Raw genomic sequence first — 21,509 nt, forward strand, 5'->3', positions numbered from 1 at the left:
GAACGATCCGAGGACAACACCAGCTGCACAGCTTCCTCACGGAAAGCCGCATCATATTTTCTTCTAGGACCAGTCATTCTGAAGTCGATCTCCCATCAACCTGTCTCAGAAAACCATACGGCCGCAGTTTAGGCCCGCGGGATGTGAGAGAAGGTGGTCCGAAAGGGGGTGGGATGTGAGAGAGGGTGCGTGGTGGGAGAATGGAACCGGTGCCGGGCCGAATGCCCCACCAACCACAGTGCTAATACAGCGGGGCACCCTCAATAAGGGGGCCTGCGCGAACCACTACGAAATGGATGACCCATGCCCTCGCCCTCAGGCTCCAGTACCTTGAGCAAGCCCGCGCCGCGCTTTGCGTCGATCGGCTCCCCGTATTTCGGCATCATGCTGGCCATCATGGCCGTGGTGCTGATCCTGTCCAACATCGGCGCCTCCAAGGGCGTTGTGCTCGGGCCGATCATCACCGACGGCGGGTTCTTCCTGTTCCCCATCGCCTACATCCTGGGCGACGTGATGAGCGAGGTCTACGGCTTCAAAGTTGCCCGCAAAGCGATCATTACCTCCTTTGCGTTGTCGGTCTTCGCCTCGCTCTGCTACTGGATCATCATCGTGCTGCCCGGCTTCAACGACGAGTACGGAACCGCCAAGCAGGCTGCCATTGAGGGCGCCCTTGGTCCCGTGCCGCAGATCGTGCTCGCTTCCCTGCTCGCATTCCTGGCAGGACAGACCATCAACTCGTGGATCCTGGTGAAGATGAAGGCCCGCACCGGCGAAAAGAGCCTCTGGGCGCGCTTGATGGGCTCGTCCGTGGTGGGCGAATTCGTGGACACCCTGATTTTCTGCAGCATCGCAGCGTCCGTCATTGGCATCACTGACGCGGGTTCGTTCCTGAACTACGTGCTGGTTGGCTTCGTGTACAAGACCGCCGTGGAGTTCCTGTTCGTCCCGGTCACTGTGGTGGTGGTTGGTTGGATCAAGAAGCGCGAACCGAGCTACGGGGCAGCCGCAGCCTAGGCTTGTGCTGAGTTCGCCGGAAACGTGTGAGTTCGCTGCTCCGGCGTTGTCGCGCTGCTCCGGCCACCCTCATCTCCTGAGCGCTTTCAGAACACGCGCTTTGAACTCCTGCTCCTGAAACAGGTCCTTCCATTCCACCCGGATGAAGAACCAGCCGTCCTCTACCAAGGCCTTCTCCCGGCGTCGTTCCTCAAAGATCACCCGGTCAGTGCGGGCGTACTTGAAGTACTTGACCTCCCCGTCGAATTCAAGGGCCACCTTCTCTTTCTTCCATGCGAAGTCCATCCGGTGCCGACCAACCCGACTTTGCACTTCCACTTGCGCCGTGGGCATGGGCAATTTGAGGCGGGCGAGTAGTTCCCGGCACAGAGTTTCGCCAGGAGATTCGGAACTGGGGTCAGCATTGGCCAAGCATCTCTGCAAGGTACGGCAGCCTCGTCGTCCGGAGAAAGTACTTGAGTGGGCTTGCATGAGCTGCTTGTCCGCTCCGAGCCGCAGCCCGTGATCCATGATGATCAACGCTTGCCGGTAATTCAGAGTCTTGGCACAGTCCAGAACAGTCCGCTCAAGGTCGGTGACCCGGAGGAACTCCACAGTGGTGATCTGGGAAGGCGGCAACCGTAGTTTGTGCCCGCGAACATCTTTGCCGAGGCGCTCACTGGATGGGTTGGTGGGAAGTGTGACGTGGATGGTTTGATCCACGTTCCACAGAAAAAGTCCGTGCAGCCTCGCCGCCGACGTGTGGCTATAAACGTAGCCGTCGGTGGACGCGGTGAGGGTTCCGTGTGCATGTGCGTGGATCAGTAGCTTGCCGCGGACGTCATCCGGCTGATTTGCCCATGCCGCGCGGCGTATATAACAGCCGTGGCGCACTCGGATGAGGTCACCCTGGCGGACCAGCGTGCCGATTGCCCGTGAACTGAGTCCCAGTTCATTGAGCTGCCTGGTGCGCCAAAGGGCTCCAAGTTGGGGGAGGGTAGCAGTTGGTTTCTGACTCATCACCCCAGCCTCAGGCAGGCTGGACGCCGAAAGTAGCCCCCGCCGTCGTTATGTGGACAACGGCCGAGTTCGCTGGACCTGTGCCCGGGCCGCGGGAGTTGTGCAGGTTCGCCGGGCATGCCCGGCGAACGTACACGGCTCCGGCGATCTCGGCGCGACTAGGAGTAGTACCGGCCTAGCGTCTCCGCCTTGAACTCGAAGAACTCCCCGGATTCGATGGCCAGGCGGGCGTCGTCCACCATCTTCACCACGAAGCGCTCGTTGTGGATGGAGATCAGCGTTGCCGAGAGCATTTCCTTGGCCTTGAACAGGTGGTGGATGTACGCGCGCGAGTAGTTCACGCACGTGTAGCAGTCGCAGCCATCCTGCAGTGGTCCGAAATCGGCCTTGTACTTAGCCCCGGACAGGTTGAACCGGCCAAAGGGCGTGTAGAACGCGGAATTCCTGGCCACACGGGTGGGGGAGACGCAGTCAAAAGTGTCGGCGCCGTTCTCGATTGCCGTGAAGATATCGTCCGGCTCGGAGATGCCCAGCAGGTGCCGTGGCTTGTTCTCCGGCAATTCCTCATTGCACCAGCGCACAATAGTGCCCAGGTTCTCCTTCTCCAGCGCACCGCCGATCCCGTACCCGTCAAAGGGCATGGCGCCGAGGTCCTGGCATGCCTTGCGGCGCAGGTCCTCATACTGGGCTCCCTGGATCACCCCGAACAGGGCCTGGTACGGCTTACCCACACGGGATGAGGTCAAGCGAGCGTGCTCCTCCAGGCAGCGCAGGGCCCACAAACGCGTCCGCTCCAGCGACTCCTCTTGGTAGGCCCGCGAATTCTGCAGCGTGGTCAGCTCGTCGAAGGCGAACATGATGTCCGCGCCGATCTGGTGCTGGACCTGCATGGAGATCTCGGGGGAGAAGCGGTGCCTGTCTCCGTTGAGGTGCGACTTGAACCAGACGCCGTCGTCGTCAATGTGGGCCAGCCGTTCCTTGCCCGGAGCCACAGCGTCATCCGGCCCGGAACTGTCCACATTCTTCATGTCGATGACCTTCTTGAACCCCGAGCCCAGGCTCATCACCTGGAATCCGCCGGAGTCGGTGAAGGTCGGCCCGGACCAGTTCATGAAGGCACCCAGTCCGCCCGCGGCGTCCAGGATTTCCGCTCCCGGCTGCAGGTACAGGTGGTACGCGTTGGCCAGCACGGCCTGCGCGCCAAGGTCCGCAACGGACTCGGGCAGTACGGCTTTGACCGTGGCTTTGGTTCCGACGGCGATGAACGCGGGCGTCTGAATGGTTCCGTGCGGCGTGGTGATGGTTCCGGTGCGGCCCAGGAAAGAACCGCCGTTGGCGGCTATCTGGGCGTCCGACGGCGAGCACGTCTCGGTCAGGCGCTGGCCCACCGAAAAGGAGAACTCGGATTGCCGGCGGGACAAACCGGGCAGCGCAGGGGAAGATGCAGGGGCAAATGAGGAAGCTGGCACGCTTCCAAGTGTGCCAGCTTTACCGTGAGTAACCCGCCGGACAAACCCTAGGACCCGTACTTCTCAGCTTTCCAGTTGTCCCACGAGGACCGGATGTCCGCCAAAGTGTGGGCCCCCAAATCGTAAGTGGAGGCAATCACCATGGAGCCGCCGTCGGGCCTTTTCTCCGGAATGGGCAGTTGCTCGGCCACGATCAGCAGCCCGTCCCCGTGCTCGGCGTAGCTGTGAACGGTGAGGCCCACTTGGTGCCGGCTCTTGAACCACACCTTGCCGGAGATCTTCTCCCCGGTGGCAAGCGTGAGCGAGTATTCCTCCCCAACGGGTGGAAGATCACCGAGCCCCAATTTTTCGATCGCAGGCCCGCCTTTGCCGGGCAGGGACAGGAAGTGCGTCCTGCGGTGCCCGTGGGGGTGCCGTTCCAAGGCGAAACGCAGCTGGTGCAGGAACGTGAGCCAGCCCTGGGTGATGTCCTCGTCCCAGTCCGCCCATTCCGAATTGTGGTCCAGGGCGGCCCGGGTGACCTTCACTTCGGTGCCTCCGGAGACCGGGTGGAGCTCAAAAATGTCACCGCCGTTGACGGTCAGGCTTGTGTGATCGGGCCCCTCCACCACATCGGTGTTGAAGTAAATTTGTTTGATTTCGTCGGTGAGATCGTCAGCTTCCCAGCCGTGCCATTGAGCCACCAGCGACGGTTCGCGCAGCATTGTCCAAACCTGCTGCGCGTCGGCATTAACCACAACGCTCAGATTGTTCGTCATGGACCCGAATCTACCGTCGTTGGCGCCTACATAACAGGTCTTGACAGCCCCCAATGACGGTTAGGCGCGGACCGATTCCAGTTCGTTGCCGATCCGTCGGGCCAGCTCTTCCTCGCCGATGGTCATGGAGCCCCCGTGGGCGCGCAGGAACATCAGCGCTTCAAGCCGGAGGAACCGCCATTCGCGCTCGGCCTCACGATTCCCATTGTCGATCGCGCGGAAGATTTCCTTGTCATACAGGTTGGGTTCGTTGAGTGAGCGCTGGCGCACGCGGGCGTTGATCCGGGCCTTGAAGGGGTCTTCTTCCTGGGACTCGGGCGCACGCAGCAGTTTCTCGTACACAGCGGCGCGCTCGGATTGGCCGGCTTCGCGGCAGATGAAACTGGACAGCGCCAGCGCCCGTTCGATCGAGGCCCAGCGGTCCAGGTTGCCGTCAAAGGGCAGCACGTTCAGCAGATCGGCCACGGCCAGGGCGTGGTCCGGATCGCGCAGCACGATGCACAGGTCGAAGGCAAGATCACTGAGGTCCCGGAGGCAGCTCCCGGATTTCGTGTTGATGCCCTTCGCCAGCCGTTCCGCCAGGACCTGCACGCCGTTCTTGCCCTTGTGGTTGGCGGCCGCGGCACGGACCACGGCTTCGGGTGTGCCGTCGGGCTCCGGAATGAGCGCAAGCTCCTCGGCGGTGGGGCCGGTGTACGTCGGTGGGGTCTCCGGGCGGGGAGGCACGACGACGGCGGCTCCGGCTTGCGCTTGGGCGTCGCCTTCCGCGGGGGTGCTGGTGCGGGAGTCGCCGGACTCGGAAGCGGTGGTGGCGTTCAGGGCTGCGTCGGCGGAGGAGTCCGAGGCGCTTGAGTCCGCGCCGGAGTCGGCCGGAACACCGTCGCCCACAGGAACACTGGACCCTGTAGCGATCCGCACCGTGCCGCCGTCCACCATTGTTACCAGCAGCAGCGCTGCTACGCCGTAATCGTCGTTTTGCACCTCAACGGCGGCGATTTCCTCGGCCGGGCCATCCCCGGGCGGGAACACAAAGTCGCCGGGCTGCAGGTCCCCAGCCTGCTTTTCTCTGTACTGCTGTGTGGCTGGGCTGTGAGTCATCGGAAATCCTTTGGTTCTCGTGGGGTCCGCCGTCCAGTCTACAAAGACCAGCCGGCGCAAGGGCCGGGACCCGCTAGAGAACGATGCCCGAGAAAGCCAGTGCCTGCCGCACGAGGTTCCCGCGACCGCCGTCGAATTCCTGCTGGACGTTCTCGCTCAGCACCTCTTGGGGCGTCATCCACGTCAGTTCCAGGGCGTCCTGGCGCGGTTCACATTCACCGGTGACGGGGATGACGTAGGCCAGCGAGACGGCGTGCTGGCGGTCATCCGTGAAACCGGTCTGTGACGGGGCAGGGAAGTACTCGGCCACCGTGAAAGGAACGGGGCTGATGGGCAGCTGCGGGAAGGCCAAGGGGCCTAGGTCCTTTTCCATGTGCCGCAGCAGTGCCGCGCGGATGGTCTCGCGGTACAGAACGCGGCCGGAGACGAGGTAGCGGACCATGTTTCCGTCGGCGTCGCCCTGCAGGAGTGTGCCCACCTCATTGACATAGCCGAGCGGATCCAGCCTGACCGGAACGGCCTCCACATAGACCATGGGGAGTCGGCCGCGGGCTTCGAAGAGGTCTTCGTCAGAAAGCCAGCCTGGATACGGGTCGGGTGTACGTACGCTCATGGTTAAGTTCTACCGCATCACCCGCCGAACTTCCTTGGCGGCGCTGCCGTGGCTGCGTGGTTACGCTCTCGGCAGTATTAGAGGGCCAGGATCGACTCGAGCGGTTCCCCGGATGCTATGCGGGCAAGGATGGCGGGCTCCGCGGCGTCCGACTGCAGCGCTCTTTCCAGGACATCCCGGGCAGTTTCCGGTGAAAGAACAATCAGTCCGTTGTCGTCTCCGAGCACCAGGTCGCCGGGGTTGACCTCTGTCCCTCCGCAGCGCACAGGGACATTGACGGCGGAACCTGTGCCATGGAGCCGTTTGGTAGTGAGGCACGATGTCCCGCGGGCAAACACCGGCAGACCTGTCTGCCGCAGTTCCAGAACGTCAGTGGCCATGCCATCAACCACGACGGCGGCAGCACCTTGTGCGAGTGCCGCGGCTGCCGTGACGGCTCCCACGGGCGCATGATGGTGGTCTCCGAGCATGTCCACCACCAGGACGTCGCCCGGCCGGAGTGCCAGGAGTGCGTGGTTCATGGCGATGGCATCGTGGTCCGCGATTCGGACTGTGACGGCAGGTCCGGCTATTTTCACGTTTGCATGCAGGGACTGGATAGCGGGGGAGACGAATCCGTCCTCGAGGAAGTGGCCGATGGTCGGGTAGCTGACGTCGGTCAGGTCCTTCAGGAGTGTTGGACTCACGGGGTTACCTCCGCTTTCTGCGCAAGGACAGCTACGCATTCGATTTCCAAGGACACGCCCCACAGGCTCACGCACACGGTGGTCCGGGCCGGTTTGGCGGTGCCGAAGTACTCCGCGTACACGCGGTTGTACTCCTCAAGTTGGTCCTGGCTGGTCAAGTAGGTGTTGACCTTGACCACGTGCTCCAGGCTGGATCCTGCGGCTTCCAAGACGCCGTCGAGGTTCTGGATGGTTTGCCGGACTTGTTCTTCGAAGGTCTCCGGCTGATCATCCAGTCCAGTGATGGCCGGTATCTGGCCGGAGGTGAACACAAAACCGTTCGCAATGACCGCCGGGGAAAAAGGCCCGACGGCGGGCGCCTGGCCGGGGATACCGGCCAGGCGCCCGATGGTGGTGACGGTCACCGCGCTGCCGCGGCTTCCGTGGAGCCAGCGGACGCCGGTGCCTCATCGACGGCGTCGATGTTGCCGTACCGGGTCTCGGTCAGTAGGAAGAGTGCAACCAAGGACAGTCCGGCCGCGGCCATGATGTACCAGGCGATCGAGGAGCTCTGCCCCGTCATGCCCAACAACCAGGTAGTGACGAACGGGGTGGCGGCGCTGCCTAGGAGGCCGGATAGCATGTAGGCCACCGACAGGCCGGAGTAGCGGACCTTGGACCCGAAGAGCTCGGCCAGGAAGGTGGCGATGGGTCCGTAGTTGGCGCAGAACGCGGTCATCATGGCCAGGTAGGCCACGAACAGCAGTGCCACCGACTTGGTGTCCATGAGCCAGAACATCGGGAACGCGAGGGCGGCCTCGGCAGCAACACCGGCGAAGATGATGGGCTTGCGCCCGAACTTGTCCGATAGCTTTCCGAAGAACGGGATGAGGAACAGCCCCAGGACGCAGGAAGCCAGGACCACCCAGAGCATCAGGCTCTCGGAGTGGCCGAGTTCCTTCTTGCCGTAGGAGACGCCGGAGGCTACCAGCAGGGTGAACGTGCTGCCCGTGGACAGGGTTGCGACGCCGCCGAGGACAACCTGCTTCCAATACTTGGCCATCAGCGCAGCGAACGGCATTTTCGCCTTGGCGCCGGCGGTCTTGACTGCCTGGAACGACGGAGTTTCCTCGATGTGCAGGCGGATGTAGATGCCCACAGTGACAAGGAGGACTGAGGCCAGGAACGGGATGCGCCAGCCCCATGAATAGAGGGCTTCGGTGCTGACCGTGGAGGCAACAATCAGGAAGGCTACGTTCGCAATCAGGGTGCCGGCGGGAACCCCCACCTGTACCAGTGAACCGTAGAAGCCGCGCCGGGTAGGGGGCGCGTGTTCAACTGTCATGAGCACGGCACCGCCCCATTCGCCGCCGAGGGCCAGGCCTTGGATGACACGGAGGAAGAGCAACAGAAGTGGCGCCATGATGCCGATGCTGTTGTAGTCGGGCAGCAGGCCGATGGCGAAGGTAGCCGCTCCCATGGTCAGGAGGGAAACCAGCAGCATGGACTTGCGGCCCAATCGGTCACCGAAGTGGCCGAAGATGATGGCGCCCACCATGCGGGCAATGTAGGCGGAAGCGAACGTACCGAAGGCCAGCATGGTGCCGACGATCGGATCAAAGCTGGGGAAGAAGATCTTGTTGAAGACAAGGGCCGACGCCGTCCCGAAGACGAAAAGGTCGTACCACTCGACGGTGGTGCCAATAACGCTGGCGAGGGCAATCTTGCGCATCTTTGCCAGGTCAAGCCTGGACGATGATGCGGAGGCAGTATCTACCGTATGGGCCATCTGATTCTCCGGATGCGGTGCGGGGACGAATGTCCGGTGCAAGGTAGCTACAACTATGGTGTGTGCCCGATCACACCATCAATGGCATAACTCCCATCAAAACTGGCCCGGGAATGTGAAAACACACACCGAAGCCACGGTGCACGGAATTCCCGACGACGGGCCTCCTGGTGGGGCCTGCCTGCCTGCCGCCGTGGCTTGGTGACCTCATTTTGGTCCCAGCCGGGTCGAGATCAACCCTTTCCGGTCACTTTTCACCCTCGCCGCCGGAAAACAGGGTCAGGTAGCAACGCGGCAGCGGCCGGTCATGCCCAGGCCACTACCAGCCGGGCCGTCTTTGCGGGAACAGCGAGATCGATTCCCGTCAGTTCCTGGAATCGATTGAGCCTGTTAAGAATGGTGTTGCGGTGGCAAAACAATTGCTCGGAGGTAACTGTGACATTGCCGGTGGCCAGATAGTTCCGGACCGTCTCCAGCAGGCGTTCGCGCTCGCCGCCCCGGCACTCCGCCAAAGCCTCTTCGAGTTCGGCGGCAAGGTCGAGGCCGGCGTCCTGCAGGTTCTGCTGGGCCAGCCGGGCCCAGGCCGAATCGGCCGACAGCGGGCCGGCGTCGCGGGGGCGAAGCAGCGCCGCCAGGCTTTCAGCGGTGCGGGCCGCTCCGGGAAGTGCGCGCAGTCCAAGGACCTCAGGCACGTAGCCGCAGGGGACGTTCACGACGCCGGGTGGCAGCTGCTGGCTGTCGGGTTCCGGGCTGCGCGTCTCGCCCCGGGGTTCCGGACCGCGGGTCCGGGTGGCAGGCAGAGCCCAGAAGACATACGTGTTGCCGCCCGACTCATGGAGGAACAGCCGCTGCCGGGAGTGCTGTCCTGATCCGAACTGGGACGTTGCTGCCCGCAGCCGTGCACCAGGTTCACCGCTGGCCGCTACCAAGGCGAAGCGTGATTCAGGATTGATGCCCAAAGCCGAAGCCACTTGCGCGGAGGTTTCCTGCGAGGGGGTGCTCTGGTTGAAGAGGCGGGCAATGAACTCGCGCTGAATGCTTGATTCTTCCTGGGCCATCCTGACGCGCTCGGTTAGGTAGCTCGTGTGCGTCCGGGTGGCGAATTCGTCCACCACACTCCATACCTGGTCCACCCGTGTGGCCAGCAACGCGGCGTCCTCGGTGTGGGCGATCTCCAGCAGCTCGGCCCAGAGAATGCTGAAGTCCAACCGGACGGCAGAGGTGAGGGACTCCGGCGGAATGCCGGCCCTTGCGCGCTTGGATCCAAGGTCGGAAGCGAAGTCGAGCAGGCCATCACGGCTGTCCGTCCTGCCATTCCTCAAGCCGCTGATTAGCCGCCGGAATGTCTCCCGTGCGGTCTCCTGGATTTCCAGGACCGTCACCTGGCTTTCGCCGTACTCGGGGATCTCGCGGACCCTCGTGGTGAAGGCTTGGGCCAGGGTGTCCAGCCGGCCTTCAAGCTGATCCACCAGTTCAGTCCAACGAACGGCGTGCCCGGATGTCTCGGAATTGTGCATTCACACATTCTAGTGCCATGTTTCCGTGATGGATTGCTAGTCATTTTGGGAAAAACTACTGGCACTATGGATTGAGTCACACAAATTTGCCCGGGCATCCCCAAGGTCCGGTCCCGTTCGCACTCATGGAGCAACAATGGCAAGCACGGTCAGCGGAGCCACGGACACCAGTCCCAAGGCAGTACGCGTCGTCGATGAAAGCGTCACCAAGAAGGTGGCCCTCGCGGCCCTGGTGGGTACTGCGCTGGAATGGTACGACTTCTTCCTGTTCACCACAGCTGCTGCGCTGGTGTTCAACGCACAGTTCTTCGTTTCCCAAGACCCTTTTGTCGCAGCCATGGGATCCTTCGCTACCTTGGCCGTCGGCTTCGTGGCCCGCCCCATCGGTGGTTTCATCTTCGGCGCCCTGGGTGACAAGGTGGGTCGCAAGAAGATCCTCATGGTCACCATCGTGGGTATCGGCATTGTCACCGGCCTCATCGGTCTGCTTCCGAACTACATGACCATCGGCCTGGCGGCGCCTATTCTCCTGGTGGCCCTGCGCATCGTTCAGGGCCTCGCAGTCGGCGGTGAGTGGAGCGGCGCGGTGATCATCGCCGTCGAAAACGCTCCTGTGGAGAAGCGTGCACGCTACGCGGCCCTGCCGCAGATCGGTTCCCCGATCGGTACCATCCTTTCTTCCGGTGGCTTCTTCGGCATGTTGTTCCTGGTGGGTCAGAGCAACTTTGACGCGTGGGGCTGGCGCATCCCGTTCATCGCCGCGATCCCGCTGCTGGCAATCTCACTCTGGATCCGCAGCCGCCTGAGCGAATCACCCGAATTCGAAGCCCTCATGGAGTCCGGTGAGACCGAACATGCTCCCATCCGTGGAGTTCTGAAGAACAGCTGGCGCCAGATCCTGGTGGGCATGTGCTCGGCGCTGCTCGGCATCGGTGGCTTCTACCTCATCACCAGCTTTGTGGTCTTCTACGGCACCAAGGTGCTCAAGCTGCCCTCCGAACTCCTGCTCTTGGGCACCCTGTTGGCTGCAGCACTTGAGATCGGCGCCCTCATCTGGGCCGGGCGGCTCGGCGAAAAGTTCGGCGCCAGTAAGGTCATCCTGTGGGGCGGTGTTGCCTCGGCCGCTATCGCAGTTCCCGTTTTCCTGGCCATCGACTCCCGCAACCCCGTCCTGGTGGTCCTAGGCATGATGATCGGCGTTGCTGTCCTCTCCATCCCATACGCCGTCTCCGGCACCGCGCTGACTGCCCTGTTCGCCACGAAGGTCCGCTACACCGGCGTCGCCATCACTTCCAACACTGCGGGCGTTATCTCCGGCTTCGTGCCGCTGATCGCCACCGCGCTGGTGGCCGCCAACAACTCCTTCTGGCCCGGCGCCATCATCCTGCTGGTCGTGTCCGCACTGACGGCACTTTCCGGCCTGTTCCTCCCCGCCCTTTCCATCGAAGAAGAAGGAATGAAGCATTGAGCACAACCACTGCCGGCCACTTAATTGTTGGCCAACTGGAACGGGCAGGCGTCAAGCGCGTCTACACCGTGCCGGGTGAGAGCTTCCTCGACGTCCTGGATGGCCTGCACGGTTCGCCGATCCAGAACGTGGTGGCCCGGCAGGAAGGCGGCGCCGGATTCATGGCACTGGCCGAAGGCCGGCTCACTGAGCTTCCCGGCATCGCCATGGTGACCCGTGGCCCGGGCGCAGCCAATGCCTTCATCGCCATACACACCGCCTACCAGGATGCCACTCCGCTGATCCTGTTCGTCGGCCTGATCCCGGTGGCCGACCGTGGCCGCGAGTCGTTCCAGGAGTTCGACATCAACGCCTGGTTCGGCAGCACAGCCAAGAAAGTAGTGACGCTCGACGACGCAGCTTCCGCCGCCCGCGTGGTGGACGACGCCATCTTCACCGCCCTCAGCGGACGCCCCGGACCCGTGGTGATCGGCCTGCCGGAGGACGTGCTGGTGCATGTGGTGGAGAACGCCACCGTCGAACCCCGCAGGATTGCCCGTCCAGAGCCGGCCCCCGCGGAGCTGGCTGAGCTGACCCAGAAGCTGGAGAAGGCACGCAAGCCGCTGGCCGTCGTCGGCGGTGAAGGCTGGACCCAGGAGTCCGGCGAGCAGCTGGCCGCCTGGGCGAGCCGACACAGCGTCCCGGTGGTTGCCGATTTCAGGGCTTACGACGCCGTTCCCCACCGCAGTGACGCCTACGCCGGCTACTTGGGCTACGGCCGCAGCGACGCCAACGCCCAGCGCCTGGACGACGCCGATCTGCTCGTTTTTGTGGGCTGTGTCCGCGGCGACGTCCTCTCCGATGGCTACAAACGCGGACTCGACGCCGAGACCGTCGTGGTCAACGCCGACGCAAACCTCCTGGGCCACTTCGGCCGGGTGGACCAGCACATCATCGCGGACGTCGCCGCGTTCGCCACCGCGTTGGCTGGCACTCATGCGGCTGGCGAACGCCAGGAAGGCTGGTTCGCCAGCGCCCGCGCCGAGCAGCTCACCTTCTCCACGCCCCGGCCCGACGGCGGTATCGGTGTGGACCTGGGCGTCGCCATGGAGGTCCTCGCAAAGGAAATGGCCGACGACGCCGTCCTCACCTTCGGTGCGGGAAACCACGCCCTGTGGCCCGCCCGGTACCTGGGCCACAACTCGGCCAACTCCTTGGCCGCTCCGCGCAACGGGGCCATGGGCATGGGCATTCCCGCAGCCGTGGCAGCCTCGCTGGCATATCCCGGCCGTCAGGTCATTTCCGTGGCCGGCGACGGCTGCTTCATGATGAACGGCCAGGAAATCGCAACGGCCATGGGCTACGGCGCCGCGTTCATCGTCTTGGTGGTGGACAACGGCATCTTCGCCACCATCCGCGAACATCAGGAAGCGCATTACCCGGACCGGCCCTCAGGTACGCACATGACCAACCCGGACTTCGCCGCACTCGCCCGTTCCTACGGCGGCTACGGCGAGCGGGTGGAGCGAACGGAAGACTTCGCGGCCGCGTTCCGCCGCGCCGTCGACTCCGGCCTCCCGGCCCTGTTGCACTTGCCGCAGGACCCCACCACGCGTTCCCCCAAGACTTCAACCAACTGACCGGAGCCCTTACCGTGATCCAGCTTCAGAACATCATCAACGGCGAGTCCGTGGACGCCGCGGCCAGCCTGCCGTTCTTCGACCCCGCCACGGGCCAGCAAATCGGCACCGCGCCGGACAGTGACGCTGCCGCCGTCGACGCCGCCTTCCAGGCCGCTGCCGCAGCTTTCAAGAGCTACAAGCGCACGACGCCGGGAACGCGCCAGTCGCTGCTGTTGCAGCTGGCCGACCTCATCGAGGCGAACGTTGACCGTCTGCTCGAGGCTGAGGTGGCCTGCACCGGAAAGCCTGCCGCACTCACCAAAGAGCTTGAAATCCTGCGCGGCGCGGACCAACTGCGCTTCTTCGCCGGGGCATGCCGGGTGGTTTCCGGTACGGCCCAGACCGAATACGTGGAGGGTTTTTCTTCCACCATCAGGCGCGAACCCATTGGTGTGGTGGCCCAGATTACGCCGTGGAACTACCCGTTCATGATGGCCATCTGGAAGATTGGTCCGGCCCTGGCTGCGGGCAACACCTTGGTCCTCAAGCCTGCCGACACCACCCCCTGGTCCACCCTGGTCCTGGGTGAGCTGGCACAGCAGGTTTACCCGGCAGGCGTAGTGAACATCGTGTGCGGCGGCCGCGAGGCCGGTGCCGCGATGGTGGAGCATGACATCCCGGAGATGGTCTCCATTACGGGCTCCACCCGGGCCGGTGCGCAGGTCATGTCCGCGGCGTCCAAAACCCTCAAGGATGTCCACCTGGAGCTGGGCGGCAAGGCGCCCGCTGTGGTGTTTGCCGACGTCGATATCCAGCGGACCGCCAGCGAAATCGCCCTGGCTGCCTTCTTCAACGCCGGGCAGGTCTGTACTGCGGTGACCCGCGTCCTGGTCCACCAGGATATTCATACGGAGTTCGCGGCTGCCCTGGCTGACGCCGCTGCTGCTTTGAAAGTGGGATCGGACCTCGGTCCACTCAATAGTGCCGCGCAGTTGGATCGGGTGGAGGGCTTCATGTCCCGCCTGCCTGCCAACGCCCGCGTCCTCGCCGGCGGCAAGCGCACCGGGACAGGCTTCCACTTTGAGCCGACGGTGATCGACGGCGTCTTCCAGACAGACGAGGTAGTGTGCGACGAAATCTTCGGCCCCGTGCTGACCGTTCAGCCGTTCGCCACCGAGGAGGAAGCGATCGAACTCGCCAACGGCACCAAGTACGCCCTGGCATCCAGCGTGTGGTCCGAGAACCACGGCGTGGTCACTCGTGTGTCCATGGAGCTGGACTTCGGAGCCGTCTGGATCAACTGCCACCAGGTGATCCCGGCCGAAGCACCGCACGGCGGATTCAAGCATTCGGGTACGGGCAAGGACCTCTCTGTCTATGGACTTGAGGACTACACGCGCATCAAGTCCGTCACCACCTCCCACCGCTAGAACCTGACATGAAACTAGACCTCCTCCTGCGGAACGCAGACATCATCACCATGGATCCGGACCACCCGGTGGCCAGTTCGCTGGGCATCTGGCAGGGGCGCATCGTGGGCCTGGACGACGACCTTGATGGTTTGGACGCCGTTGAGGTCCTGGACCTTGGCGGTGCCACCGTCACTCCAGGCTTCATCGATGCCCACTGCCACACCACGTGGTTCGGGCTGGGCCTGGCGGAGCTGGACGTGTCCGGTGCCCGCGGCCTGGAGGAGCTGTATGAGCTTCTCCGCGGTGCTGTTACTCACTCGGGGATCGACGGCGTGGGCTGGCTTTTCGCTACCGGCTTCAGCCAGACCCAGCACGGCGGGGCCTTCCCGGACATCGCCGAGCTGGACCGCATCACGGGGGAGCGGCCGCTGTTCATGCGGCACAACTCCGGGCATATGGCCGTGGTCAACACCGCCGCGCTGCGGCTGGCAGGTGCCGAGTCGCCGTCGTTCCCGGATCCCGACGGCGGAGCGATCGTCCGCGACGCGGCGGGACATCCCACGGGGCTGGTCCAAGAGACGGCCCAGGAACTGATCCAGCAGCTGATCCTGCCGTATTCGTTGGAGGACATCGAGGCCGCCCTTGAGAGGGCCACGCTGTTCTACGCCTCCGAGGGCATCACGAGTTTCACTGAGGCCGGGGTGGGCGGCGGGTGGATCGGGCACAGCCCGGCCGAGCTTGCCGCCTACCAGAGCGCCTCCGCCCACGGCCGGTTGCATGCCCGTGCCCAGGTCATGCCGGTGCTGGATGTGCTGCACGGGTTGGGCGGGCATGCATCTGACAGTCCCGGTGCGACCCCGGCCGGGCTGGATCTTGGCATCACCAGCGGATTCGGGAATGACTACTTGTCCCTGGGCCCGGCAAAGGTGTTCCTGGATGGCTCACTTCTGGGCGAAACCGCAGCCGTGAGCCACGAGTTCTGCAGCCACGGCCACAAGGACAACCGCGGCAACGTTGGCTACTTCCAAGCGGACCCCGCCCAGCTGCGGGAACGCATCGAAGCCGCCTACGCCGCCGGGTGGTCCATCGCAGCCCACGCCATCGGTGACAGGGCCGTGGACCTCGCGGTGGACATCATCACGGATTGCCAGGCTCAGTATGGGCAGCGCCGCTTGCCCAACAGGATCGAGCACGCCTCCATGACGCGCCCTGAGCAGCTGGCAAGGCTCGCGGACGCAGGAATTGCCGTGACACCCCAGGCAAGCTTCTTCCGCGAAGGCGGTGACGGGATGACCGCGTCCCTCGGGTCGGACCGCTTGCCGTGGGCCTACCGGGCAGCCAGTTTCCTGGAAGCCGGAGTGGTGCTCGCGGGAAGCTCGGACCGGCCGGTCGCCGACGGAAACGTGCTCCGCGGCATGCAGGCGTTCGTGGACCGCCGGACCGGGTCCGGGGCCGTCTTCGGGAACCAGGCCGAACGCCTCACTCCGCAGCAGGCCCTCGCCGCTTACACCAGCGGAGCCGCCGCAGCCACAGGGTCCCTGGGCAAGAAGGGCACCCTTTCAGCTGGCAAATTGGCCGACTTCACCGTCCTTTCTGCCTCACCTTTGACGGCACTGGACATCAGCGAACTTCACGTCCTGGCCACCGCCGTCGGAGGCCGATTTACCTATCAATCAACCGGCTTCAACGCTGAACTTTCCCGTGAAAGTTCGTTCGCGGCCCACTCATAGGGGAGACCATGACAACCACCACAAGTTTCACCGCCCAGGACACCGCTTTCGTGCAGGACTTCCGGACCATGAGCGCCTTCGGTGCCACGGCGAACGGCGGCGTGGACCGCCAAGCCGCAACCATTCCCGACGGCGAACAGCGCCGCTGGCTCGCCGGTCTCTTGGAGGAGCACGGCTTCACGGTGAAGTTCGACCACACCGGCAACCAGTGGGGCCTCTACGAAGCCGTGCCAGGTGCGCCGTTCGTGGTGGTGGGCTCGCACATGGATTCACAGCCGACGGCGGGACGTTACGACGGCGCTTATGGCGTCCTCGCCGCGGCCCACGCCGCGTTCCGCCTTGCAGCCCGTTGGGAAGCCGGCGCCGAGGCACCCAAGTTCAACCTCGCCGTCGTCAACTGGTTCAACGAGGAAGGCAGCCGCTTCAAGCCGTCCATGATGGGCTCCTCCGTCTACACCGGCAAGCTGGATCTCGAGGACGCACTCAATACCCAGGACGCCGCCGGAGTCACCGTGCGTGATGCCTTGGACGCGATCGGCTGCCGCGGGACGTTTGAGGGGCCGGAGGCTGCATATTGCGCCGAGATCCACATCGAACAGGGCCGCAGCATGGAGCGCGAGGGCATCACCATCGGCCTGGTCAGCTCCAACTGGGCAGCGAACAAGTACGAGTTCGTGGTCCACGGCGAGCAAGCACACACCGGTTCCACGGTGATTGCCGACCGCAAAGACGCCCTTCTTGGGGCGTCCATGCTGGTGGTTGCCGCACGTGAACTCGCCGACCGCTTCCCCGGAGTGCTGCACACCTCGGTGGGTCAGCTCAACGTCTACCCAAATTCGCCCGTGGTGGTGCCGTCCCGCGTGAACCTGCTGCTGGACCTGCGCAGCGCCGACGAAGCCGTCCTGGCCGAGGCCGACGCCCTGCTGCACGCCCGAATCTCGGAGATCGAACGGCTTGCCAACGTGTCCGTTGAGAAGCACCACTCACACTCCTGGGCCGTCACCCCGTACCAGCCCGAAGGCGTGGAACTCGCGGCCAAGGTTGCCGCGGACCTCGGGTTGTCCAACAAGGAAGTCATGACCCTCGCCGGGCATGACTCCACGAATATGAAGGACCTGGTTCCCACGGTGATGCTCTTCGTGCCCAGCGTGGATGGCATCTCCCACAATGAGCACGAATACACCACGGATGAGGACATCGTGGCCGGGCTCACCATGCTTACCGAGGTGGTCGGCCGCCTGTGTGACGGGGCGCTGGAGGACTAAACAGCCACCACCACGATGGACGCCGGGGCCGCGCCACTCACGGCGTCCGGGTTGGCGACGTACAGGACGTCCTCATCGATCCTGGCCTCAATGTCTGCATCTTTGAGGCGGGACAACAGTGGTTCCAGATCGCCGTCGTACTCAAACGCGAGGTCCCCGTTAGTGGCATCCGCGCCATGAATGATGCGAAGGATTCCGCCGTTCTTGGTGGTGAACGTGGCTGATTCGTCGTCCTCAGTGCGCGGCCGGGCGCCGGTGTTCCGCAAGGCGGTGGCGGCAAGGCCCACCAAAGGGCTGACCCAGGTAGCCACCACTGTCAGCCCTGGGTCGGCCTCGTCCGAGGCGGCCCACGTGCCATCCGCTGCCCGTTGCGCAGGGAAGGCGAAGAACTCAAAGCCGTCATCGGATGAGATCTGCACGGTGGTTCCCTCATGACCTTCGTGGATTTCCGCTTGAGTGCCGGCTTCCTCGGTGCGGCGCGCGAACTCCTCCAGGTTCCCTACCTCCACCCCGAAAACCGTGGAGCCGTCCAAGGGGTGTGCGTGGACTACTGAGCCCACCGCCAGGCGACCCGAACCGGCGTCGAACTCCCGCCAGTCGCCGTCGTCCACCGTCTTCACCAAACCGAGGGCCATCAGCAGCGTGGCCCACTGTTCGGGGCGTGAGGTGTAGTGGGTGGGGCGGGCTCGCAACATTGGTCCTCCTGGGTGGGTCCTCATCAAAGCCTATGCTGAATCCATGCCCAATGAACTTGAGGAACTCCTTGTCAAAGACGGCGCCGCGTGGCGTGCCTGGCTTTCCGCGAATGCCACAAAAAGCCCCGGCGTGTGGCTGATCCTGCACAAGAAGGGCGGCAACGTCACGGAGTTGGACTATGACGCCGCGTTGGACGAGGCCCTGTGCTTTGGGTGGATCGACGGTCAGGTGAAGAGGCGCGACGACCAAAGCTACTTCCAGCGGATGACGCCCCGCGGCCGCAAAAGCATCTGGTCAGTGCGGAATGTGGGGCACATTGCCCGTCTGGAGTCCGAGGGCAGGATGACCGACGCCGGACGTGCCGTGGTTGAGGCCGCGAAAGCTGACGGACGGTGGGAAGCTGCATACGCGGGCCCGGCGGATTCGGTGGTTCCGGACGATCTCGCGGCAGCGATCGCCGCAGTCCCGGAGGCGCAGGCTATGTTCGATGTCCTGACGTCACAGAACCGCTTCGCCCTGATCCACCGCACCAACGGTGTCAAACGGGCAGAGACCCGGGCGCGCAAAATCGCTGGTTTCGTGGAGATGCTGGCCCGCCATGAAACCCCGTACCCCCAGAAAAAGCGGCCGACGTAATCCAGCGGGCCGGTCAGGCCTCGGAAGGAAACGCCACCCCTTCGCCCACCACGCGCAGGCACAATTCAGTGCCGGGTTTGGTGATCGAAGCGTTCCAGTGCCTGATGGTGATGATCTCGCCGCCGCCCGGATAGCGGTGGCTGTTGCCCGAGGCGCCGCCGTCGGGGGCCGTGTACTCACCCAGCTTGATGCGAACAGTGGTTTCCGGCCCGAAGTAATCGGTGTCCACCACCACTCCGCGGATGGGCCCATCGGGTGCGATGCGGATTTGCTCGGGCCTGAGCATGAGTTGGACTTTCCCTTGGGCTGGGGGTCGACGGACCGGGATTCCACCCAGTGAGCACGTGGCCAGGGAGCCCTCCATCCAGGCATCAAGAATCACGGCATCGCCAAGGAATTCAGCCGTGGCGCGATCCGCCGGCCGGGTGTAAACCACAAAAGGGTTACCGATCTGGGCCAGCTTGCCGCCGCGCATGATGGCCACCTGGTCAGCGAAGGAGAGCGCTTCAGCTTGATCGTGGGTCACCAGGATGGTGGTCACCCCGGCAGCACTGAGCACCTTGGCTACGGCCCTGCGGGTGGCTACCCGAAGTCCGGCATCGAGCGCTGAAAACGGTTCGTCAAGGAGCATGAGTTCAGGTTCCCTGGCCAACGCCCGGGCCAAGGCGACCCGCTGCTGCTGACCGCCGGATAACTGGTGCGGCCGGCGCTTGGCCATGGACGCATCCAAGGACACCATCTCAAGCAGTTCCGAAACCCGCGACCTCACGGCACCGCGACCGCCGTCGAGCTTTCCCGAATCCAAGCCGAACGCGACGTTCTGACCCACCGTCAAGTGTGGAAAGAGCGCGCCGTCCTGGGCGACGTACCCTACCTGCCGTTTGTGCGCAGGCACCCAGTCGCCTTCACCGGCCACCCGGGAACCGTTCAGGCTGATGGAACCGGTGTCCGGATGCTCAAAGCCCGCGATCAACCGCAACAGCGTGGTCTTGCCTGAACCGGAAGGACCCACGATCGCAGTGGTCCCGCCTTTGGCCACAGAGAGGTTTACGCCCTTCAGCACCGCCTGGGAGCCGAAGTTCTTGGTGACCTCCCGAATATCCAGATGCGCATTCGTAGTGGGAGCCACCGAGGGGGCCACGCGGGGCGCCGGAAGCCTGGAAGGAGATTGTTCGGTCACTGTCCGGCTACTTTCTTGGACTGTTGGAAGAGAAGGTATGTCATGGGGGCTGACAGCAGGATCATCAGCAACGCGTAGGGTGCGGCGCCGGCGTAGTCGATCTCGCTGCTCTTGCTCCAAAATTCCGTGGCCAGGGTGCGCGTACCGTTGGGTGAGAGTAGCAGGGTGGCTGTCAGCTCGTTGACTATGGCCAGGAAGACCAACGCAGCCCCGCCGGCAGCTGCCGGCGCGGTGAGCCGCAACGTCACTTTGAAGAAGGATGCCAAAGGCGTTTTGCCCAAGGACTGCGCGGCCTCATCGAGTTCTTTGGGGGCCTGTGCCAAGCCGGCACGGATGTTCACCAAAGCCCTCGGAAGGAACAGCAGGACGTACGCCGCAATCAGAACCCCCGCAGTCTGGTAAACCCCGGGGACCACGCGGATACTGACGGTGACGAAGGCCAGGCCCACCACGATTCCCGGCAGCGAACTGGTGACGTAGTTGGACAGTTCCAGCATCTTGGAGAACCAGCTCGGGTGCCGGACGGCCAGGTACGCCATGGGGAATGCCACCACTGTGGTGACCAGTGCACCCGCTGCCCCATAGATGAGGGTTTGCGAGAGTGCCGGGATGAACTCATCAGCCGCCCACACGTCAGAACCGCCCGCCATCACCCACTTCAGCACAAACCAGAGCGGCAGCCCGAAGGCCAGGACCGTGAGGGCCAGCAGAGCGAGCTGGGCAGGCACTTGATAGCCACCCAGGGGCAAGCGGATAGCCTTTGCCTGCGCGCCGGAGCCGATCCGGGCATAGCGGGCAGTGCCCCGGCTCTTTACTTCGGCCAGCAGCAGGAGCAAACACAGGAACACCAGAACGCTGGCCAGCATGTTGCCTGCGGTCCCGTTGAAGGTGGACTGGAATTGGACCATGATCGCCGTGGTGAACGTATCAAAGCGGATCATCGCGAAAGCACCGTACTCAGCCAACAAATGCAGGGCCACCAGCAAGGCGCCGCCCGTCATGGCGATGCGCAGCTGCGGTAGGACAACGCGGAGGAACACGGCCCAGGAACCCAGGCCCAACGATGCCGCGGACTGCTCAATGGCGGGGTCCAAACGGCCAAGCGTCGCCGCTGCGGGGATGTACACCAACGGGAAATAGGACAACGTGGCAATGAGCACCCCGGACCAGAGCCCCTCCAAGGAAGGGACAGCGGACACCCAGGAGTAGCTGTTGACGAACGCAGGTATAGCCAAAGGGGCGGCCAATAGCACCGCCCACCAGCGGTGTCCGCGGAGCCTGGTTCGCTCCACCAGCCACGCCCCGCCCACGCCGAGCACCAAGCATAGGGGCACGGTAAAGATCATCAACAAAACCGTGTTCAGCAGCAGCTCGCCCACGCGGGGGCGCACGATCAGATCGACGGCGGTGTCCCAGCCGGTCGCTGCTGTCATGTACAGGACATAGCCCAGCGGAAGCAGCGAAAACAGCGCTATCAGCACCGCCAGCAAGGACACCGTGGAAACGCCGAAAGGCGGGCGGGGGCGCTTGCCCCGGCCCGCCGTCGTCGTGCTTCCCTCTGAACGTGGAACGTCGGGAGCCGATAGATCAGTGGTCACA

General features: G+C 63.9%; 19 protein-coding genes. 7 read left to right on the forward strand and 12 right to left on the reverse strand.

Going from position 1 to position 21,509, the window contains the following annotated elements:
- Positions 1–303 precede the first annotated feature (303 nt).
- Positions 304–1,014 (forward strand): queuosine precursor transporter, encoded by a 711-nt coding sequence (locus HAV21_RS21730; RefSeq protein ID WP_166843135.1) that lies wholly within the window; start codon positions 304–306, stop codon positions 1,012–1,014.
- Between the two features lie 69 nt (positions 1,015–1,083).
- On the opposite strand, the gene HAV21_RS21735 is transcribed toward HAV21_RS21730, so the two are convergent.
- From HAV21_RS21735 to HAV21_RS21775, 9 genes are all read right to left on the reverse strand, one after another.
- Positions 1,084–2,013, reverse strand: coding sequence for a type IV toxin-antitoxin system AbiEi family antitoxin domain-containing protein (locus HAV21_RS21735; RefSeq protein WP_166843136.1), 930 nt, complete (start codon positions 2,011–2,013; stop codon positions 1,084–1,086).
- 158 nt (positions 2,014–2,171) lie between these two features.
- Positions 2,172–3,482, reverse strand: coding sequence for a tRNA guanosine(34) transglycosylase Tgt (gene tgt / locus HAV21_RS21740; protein ID WP_166843137.1), 1,311 nt, complete (start codon positions 3,480–3,482; stop codon positions 2,172–2,174).
- Positions 3,483–3,529: 47 nt separating this feature from the next.
- Positions 3,530–4,240 carry an SRPBCC domain-containing protein gene (locus HAV21_RS21745; protein WP_142936689.1) on the reverse strand — a complete coding sequence of 237 codons (711 nt, stop codon included), beginning with the start codon at positions 4,238–4,240 and terminating at the stop codon, positions 3,530–3,532.
- Positions 4,241–4,300: 60 nt separating this feature from the next.
- The gene (locus tag HAV21_RS21750; RefSeq protein WP_166843138.1) at positions 4,301–5,338 is read right to left on the reverse strand and encodes a DUF6707 family protein; all 1,038 of its coding nucleotides are present in this window, start codon (positions 5,336–5,338) and stop codon (positions 4,301–4,303) included.
- Positions 5,339–5,411: 73 nt separating this feature from the next.
- Positions 5,412–5,951 carry an NUDIX hydrolase family protein gene (locus HAV21_RS21755; RefSeq protein WP_024819523.1) on the reverse strand — a complete coding sequence of 180 codons (540 nt, stop codon included), beginning with the start codon at positions 5,949–5,951 and terminating at the stop codon, positions 5,412–5,414.
- A gap of 77 nt (positions 5,952–6,028) precedes the next feature.
- On the reverse strand, positions 6,029–6,637 hold the full coding sequence (locus tag HAV21_RS21760) for an RraA family protein (protein WP_142936687.1): 609 nt from the start codon (positions 6,635–6,637) through the stop codon (positions 6,029–6,031).
- On the reverse strand, positions 6,634–7,041 hold the full coding sequence (locus HAV21_RS21765; RefSeq protein ID WP_166843139.1) for a RidA family protein: 408 nt from the start codon (positions 7,039–7,041) through the stop codon (positions 6,634–6,636). The genes HAV21_RS21760 and HAV21_RS21765 overlap by 4 nt, the downstream gene beginning before the upstream one ends.
- Complete coding sequence (locus HAV21_RS21770) at positions 7,038–8,405, reverse strand: MFS transporter (RefSeq protein ID WP_162520262.1); 1,368 nt, start codon at positions 8,403–8,405, stop codon at positions 7,038–7,040. The genes HAV21_RS21765 and HAV21_RS21770 overlap by 4 nt, the downstream gene beginning before the upstream one ends.
- A gap of 305 nt (positions 8,406–8,710) precedes the next feature.
- Positions 8,711–9,922, reverse strand: a complete 1,212-nt coding sequence (locus HAV21_RS21775) for a helix-turn-helix domain-containing protein (RefSeq protein ID WP_142936685.1) — start codon at positions 9,920–9,922, stop codon at positions 8,711–8,713.
- A 136-nt stretch (positions 9,923–10,058) separates the two neighbouring features.
- Here HAV21_RS21775 and HAV21_RS21780 point away from each other — a divergent pair, with 136 nt between their 5' ends.
- Genes HAV21_RS21780 through HAV21_RS21800 form a run of 5 tightly spaced genes read left to right on the forward strand, consistent with a single transcriptional unit; the run spans position 10,059 to position 17,398 of the window.
- Positions 10,059–11,390, forward strand: a complete 1,332-nt coding sequence (locus HAV21_RS21780) for an MFS transporter (protein ID WP_142936684.1) — start codon at positions 10,059–10,061, stop codon at positions 11,388–11,390.
- Entirely contained in the window at positions 11,387–13,009 is a 1,623-nt protein-coding gene (locus HAV21_RS21785; RefSeq protein WP_166843140.1) for a thiamine pyrophosphate-dependent enzyme, read from the forward strand. Before HAV21_RS21780 ends, HAV21_RS21785 begins: the two co-directional genes overlap by 4 nt.
- Before the next feature lie 14 nt (positions 13,010–13,023).
- Positions 13,024–14,421 carry a gamma-aminobutyraldehyde dehydrogenase gene (locus tag HAV21_RS21790; RefSeq protein ID WP_166843141.1) on the forward strand — a complete coding sequence of 466 codons (1,398 nt, stop codon included), beginning with the start codon at positions 13,024–13,026 and terminating at the stop codon, positions 14,419–14,421.
- Between the two features lie 8 nt (positions 14,422–14,429).
- On the forward strand, positions 14,430–16,133 hold the full coding sequence (locus HAV21_RS21795) for an amidohydrolase (protein ID WP_166843142.1): 1,704 nt from the start codon (positions 14,430–14,432) through the stop codon (positions 16,131–16,133).
- Positions 16,134–16,141: 8 nt separating this feature from the next.
- Positions 16,142–17,398, forward strand: a complete 1,257-nt coding sequence (locus HAV21_RS21800) for a M20 family metallo-hydrolase (RefSeq protein WP_166843143.1) — start codon at positions 16,142–16,144, stop codon at positions 17,396–17,398.
- Here the strand turns inward: HAV21_RS21800 and HAV21_RS21805 are convergent.
- Complete coding sequence (locus HAV21_RS21805) at positions 17,395–18,093, reverse strand: hypothetical protein (protein ID WP_166843144.1); 699 nt, start codon at positions 18,091–18,093, stop codon at positions 17,395–17,397. The two genes, HAV21_RS21800 and HAV21_RS21805, sit on opposite strands and share 4 nt — an antisense overlap.
- 43 nt (positions 18,094–18,136) lie before the next feature.
- Here HAV21_RS21805 and HAV21_RS21810 point away from each other — a divergent pair, with 43 nt between their 5' ends.
- On the forward strand, positions 18,137–18,730 hold the full coding sequence (locus tag HAV21_RS21810; RefSeq protein ID WP_166843145.1) for a YdeI/OmpD-associated family protein: 594 nt from the start codon (positions 18,137–18,139) through the stop codon (positions 18,728–18,730).
- Between the two features lie 13 nt (positions 18,731–18,743).
- On the opposite strand, the gene HAV21_RS21815 is transcribed toward HAV21_RS21810, so the two are convergent.
- Together HAV21_RS21815 and HAV21_RS21820 are read right to left on the reverse strand one after the other, a co-directional pair.
- Entirely contained in the window at positions 18,744–19,910 is a 1,167-nt protein-coding gene (locus HAV21_RS21815; protein WP_187697056.1) for an ABC transporter ATP-binding protein, read from the reverse strand.
- On the reverse strand, positions 19,907–21,508 hold the full coding sequence (locus tag HAV21_RS21820) for an iron ABC transporter permease (protein ID WP_187697055.1): 1,602 nt from the start codon (positions 21,506–21,508) through the stop codon (positions 19,907–19,909). Before HAV21_RS21820 ends, HAV21_RS21815 begins: the two co-directional genes overlap by 4 nt.
- Between the last annotated feature and the right edge of the window lies 1 nt (position 21,509).

The sequence above is a fragment of the Paenarthrobacter sp. MSM-2-10-13 genome (assembly GCF_011605365.1).
GTDB lineage: Bacteria > Actinomycetota > Actinomycetes > Actinomycetales > Micrococcaceae > Arthrobacter.

Excerpts from the sequence above, each read along its gene's own strand:
- HAV21_RS21730 (WP_166843135.1), top strand. The coding sequence starts at position 304 with ATGCCCTCGCCCTCAGGCTCCAGTACCTTGAGCAAGCCCGCGCCGCGC.
- HAV21_RS21735 (WP_166843136.1), bottom strand. The coding sequence starts at position 2,013 with ATGAGTCAGAAACCAACTGCTACCCTCCCCCAACTTGGAGCCCTTTGG.
- HAV21_RS21745 (WP_142936689.1), bottom strand. The coding sequence starts at position 4,240 with ATGACGAACAATCTGAGCGTTGTGGTTAATGCCGACGCGCAGCAGGTT.
- HAV21_RS21750 (WP_166843138.1), bottom strand. The coding sequence starts at position 5,338 with ATGACTCACAGCCCAGCCACACAGCAGTACAGAGAAAAGCAGGCTGGG.
- HAV21_RS21755 (WP_024819523.1), bottom strand. The coding sequence starts at position 5,951 with ATGAGCGTACGTACACCCGACCCGTATCCAGGCTGGCTTTCTGACGAA.
- HAV21_RS21770 (WP_162520262.1), bottom strand. The coding sequence starts at position 8,405 with ATGGCCCATACGGTAGATACTGCCTCCGCATCATCGTCCAGGCTTGAC.
- HAV21_RS21775 (WP_142936685.1), bottom strand. The coding sequence starts at position 9,922 with ATGCACAATTCCGAGACATCCGGGCACGCCGTTCGTTGGACTGAACTG.
- HAV21_RS21780 (WP_142936684.1), top strand. The coding sequence starts at position 10,059 with ATGGCAAGCACGGTCAGCGGAGCCACGGACACCAGTCCCAAGGCAGTA.
- HAV21_RS21795 (WP_166843142.1), top strand. The coding sequence starts at position 14,430 with ATGAAACTAGACCTCCTCCTGCGGAACGCAGACATCATCACCATGGAT.
- HAV21_RS21800 (WP_166843143.1), top strand. The coding sequence starts at position 16,142 with ATGACAACCACCACAAGTTTCACCGCCCAGGACACCGCTTTCGTGCAG.
- HAV21_RS21805 (WP_166843144.1), bottom strand. The coding sequence starts at position 18,093 with ATGTTGCGAGCCCGCCCCACCCACTACACCTCACGCCCCGAACAGTGG.
- HAV21_RS21810 (WP_166843145.1), top strand. The coding sequence starts at position 18,137 with ATGCCCAATGAACTTGAGGAACTCCTTGTCAAAGACGGCGCCGCGTGG.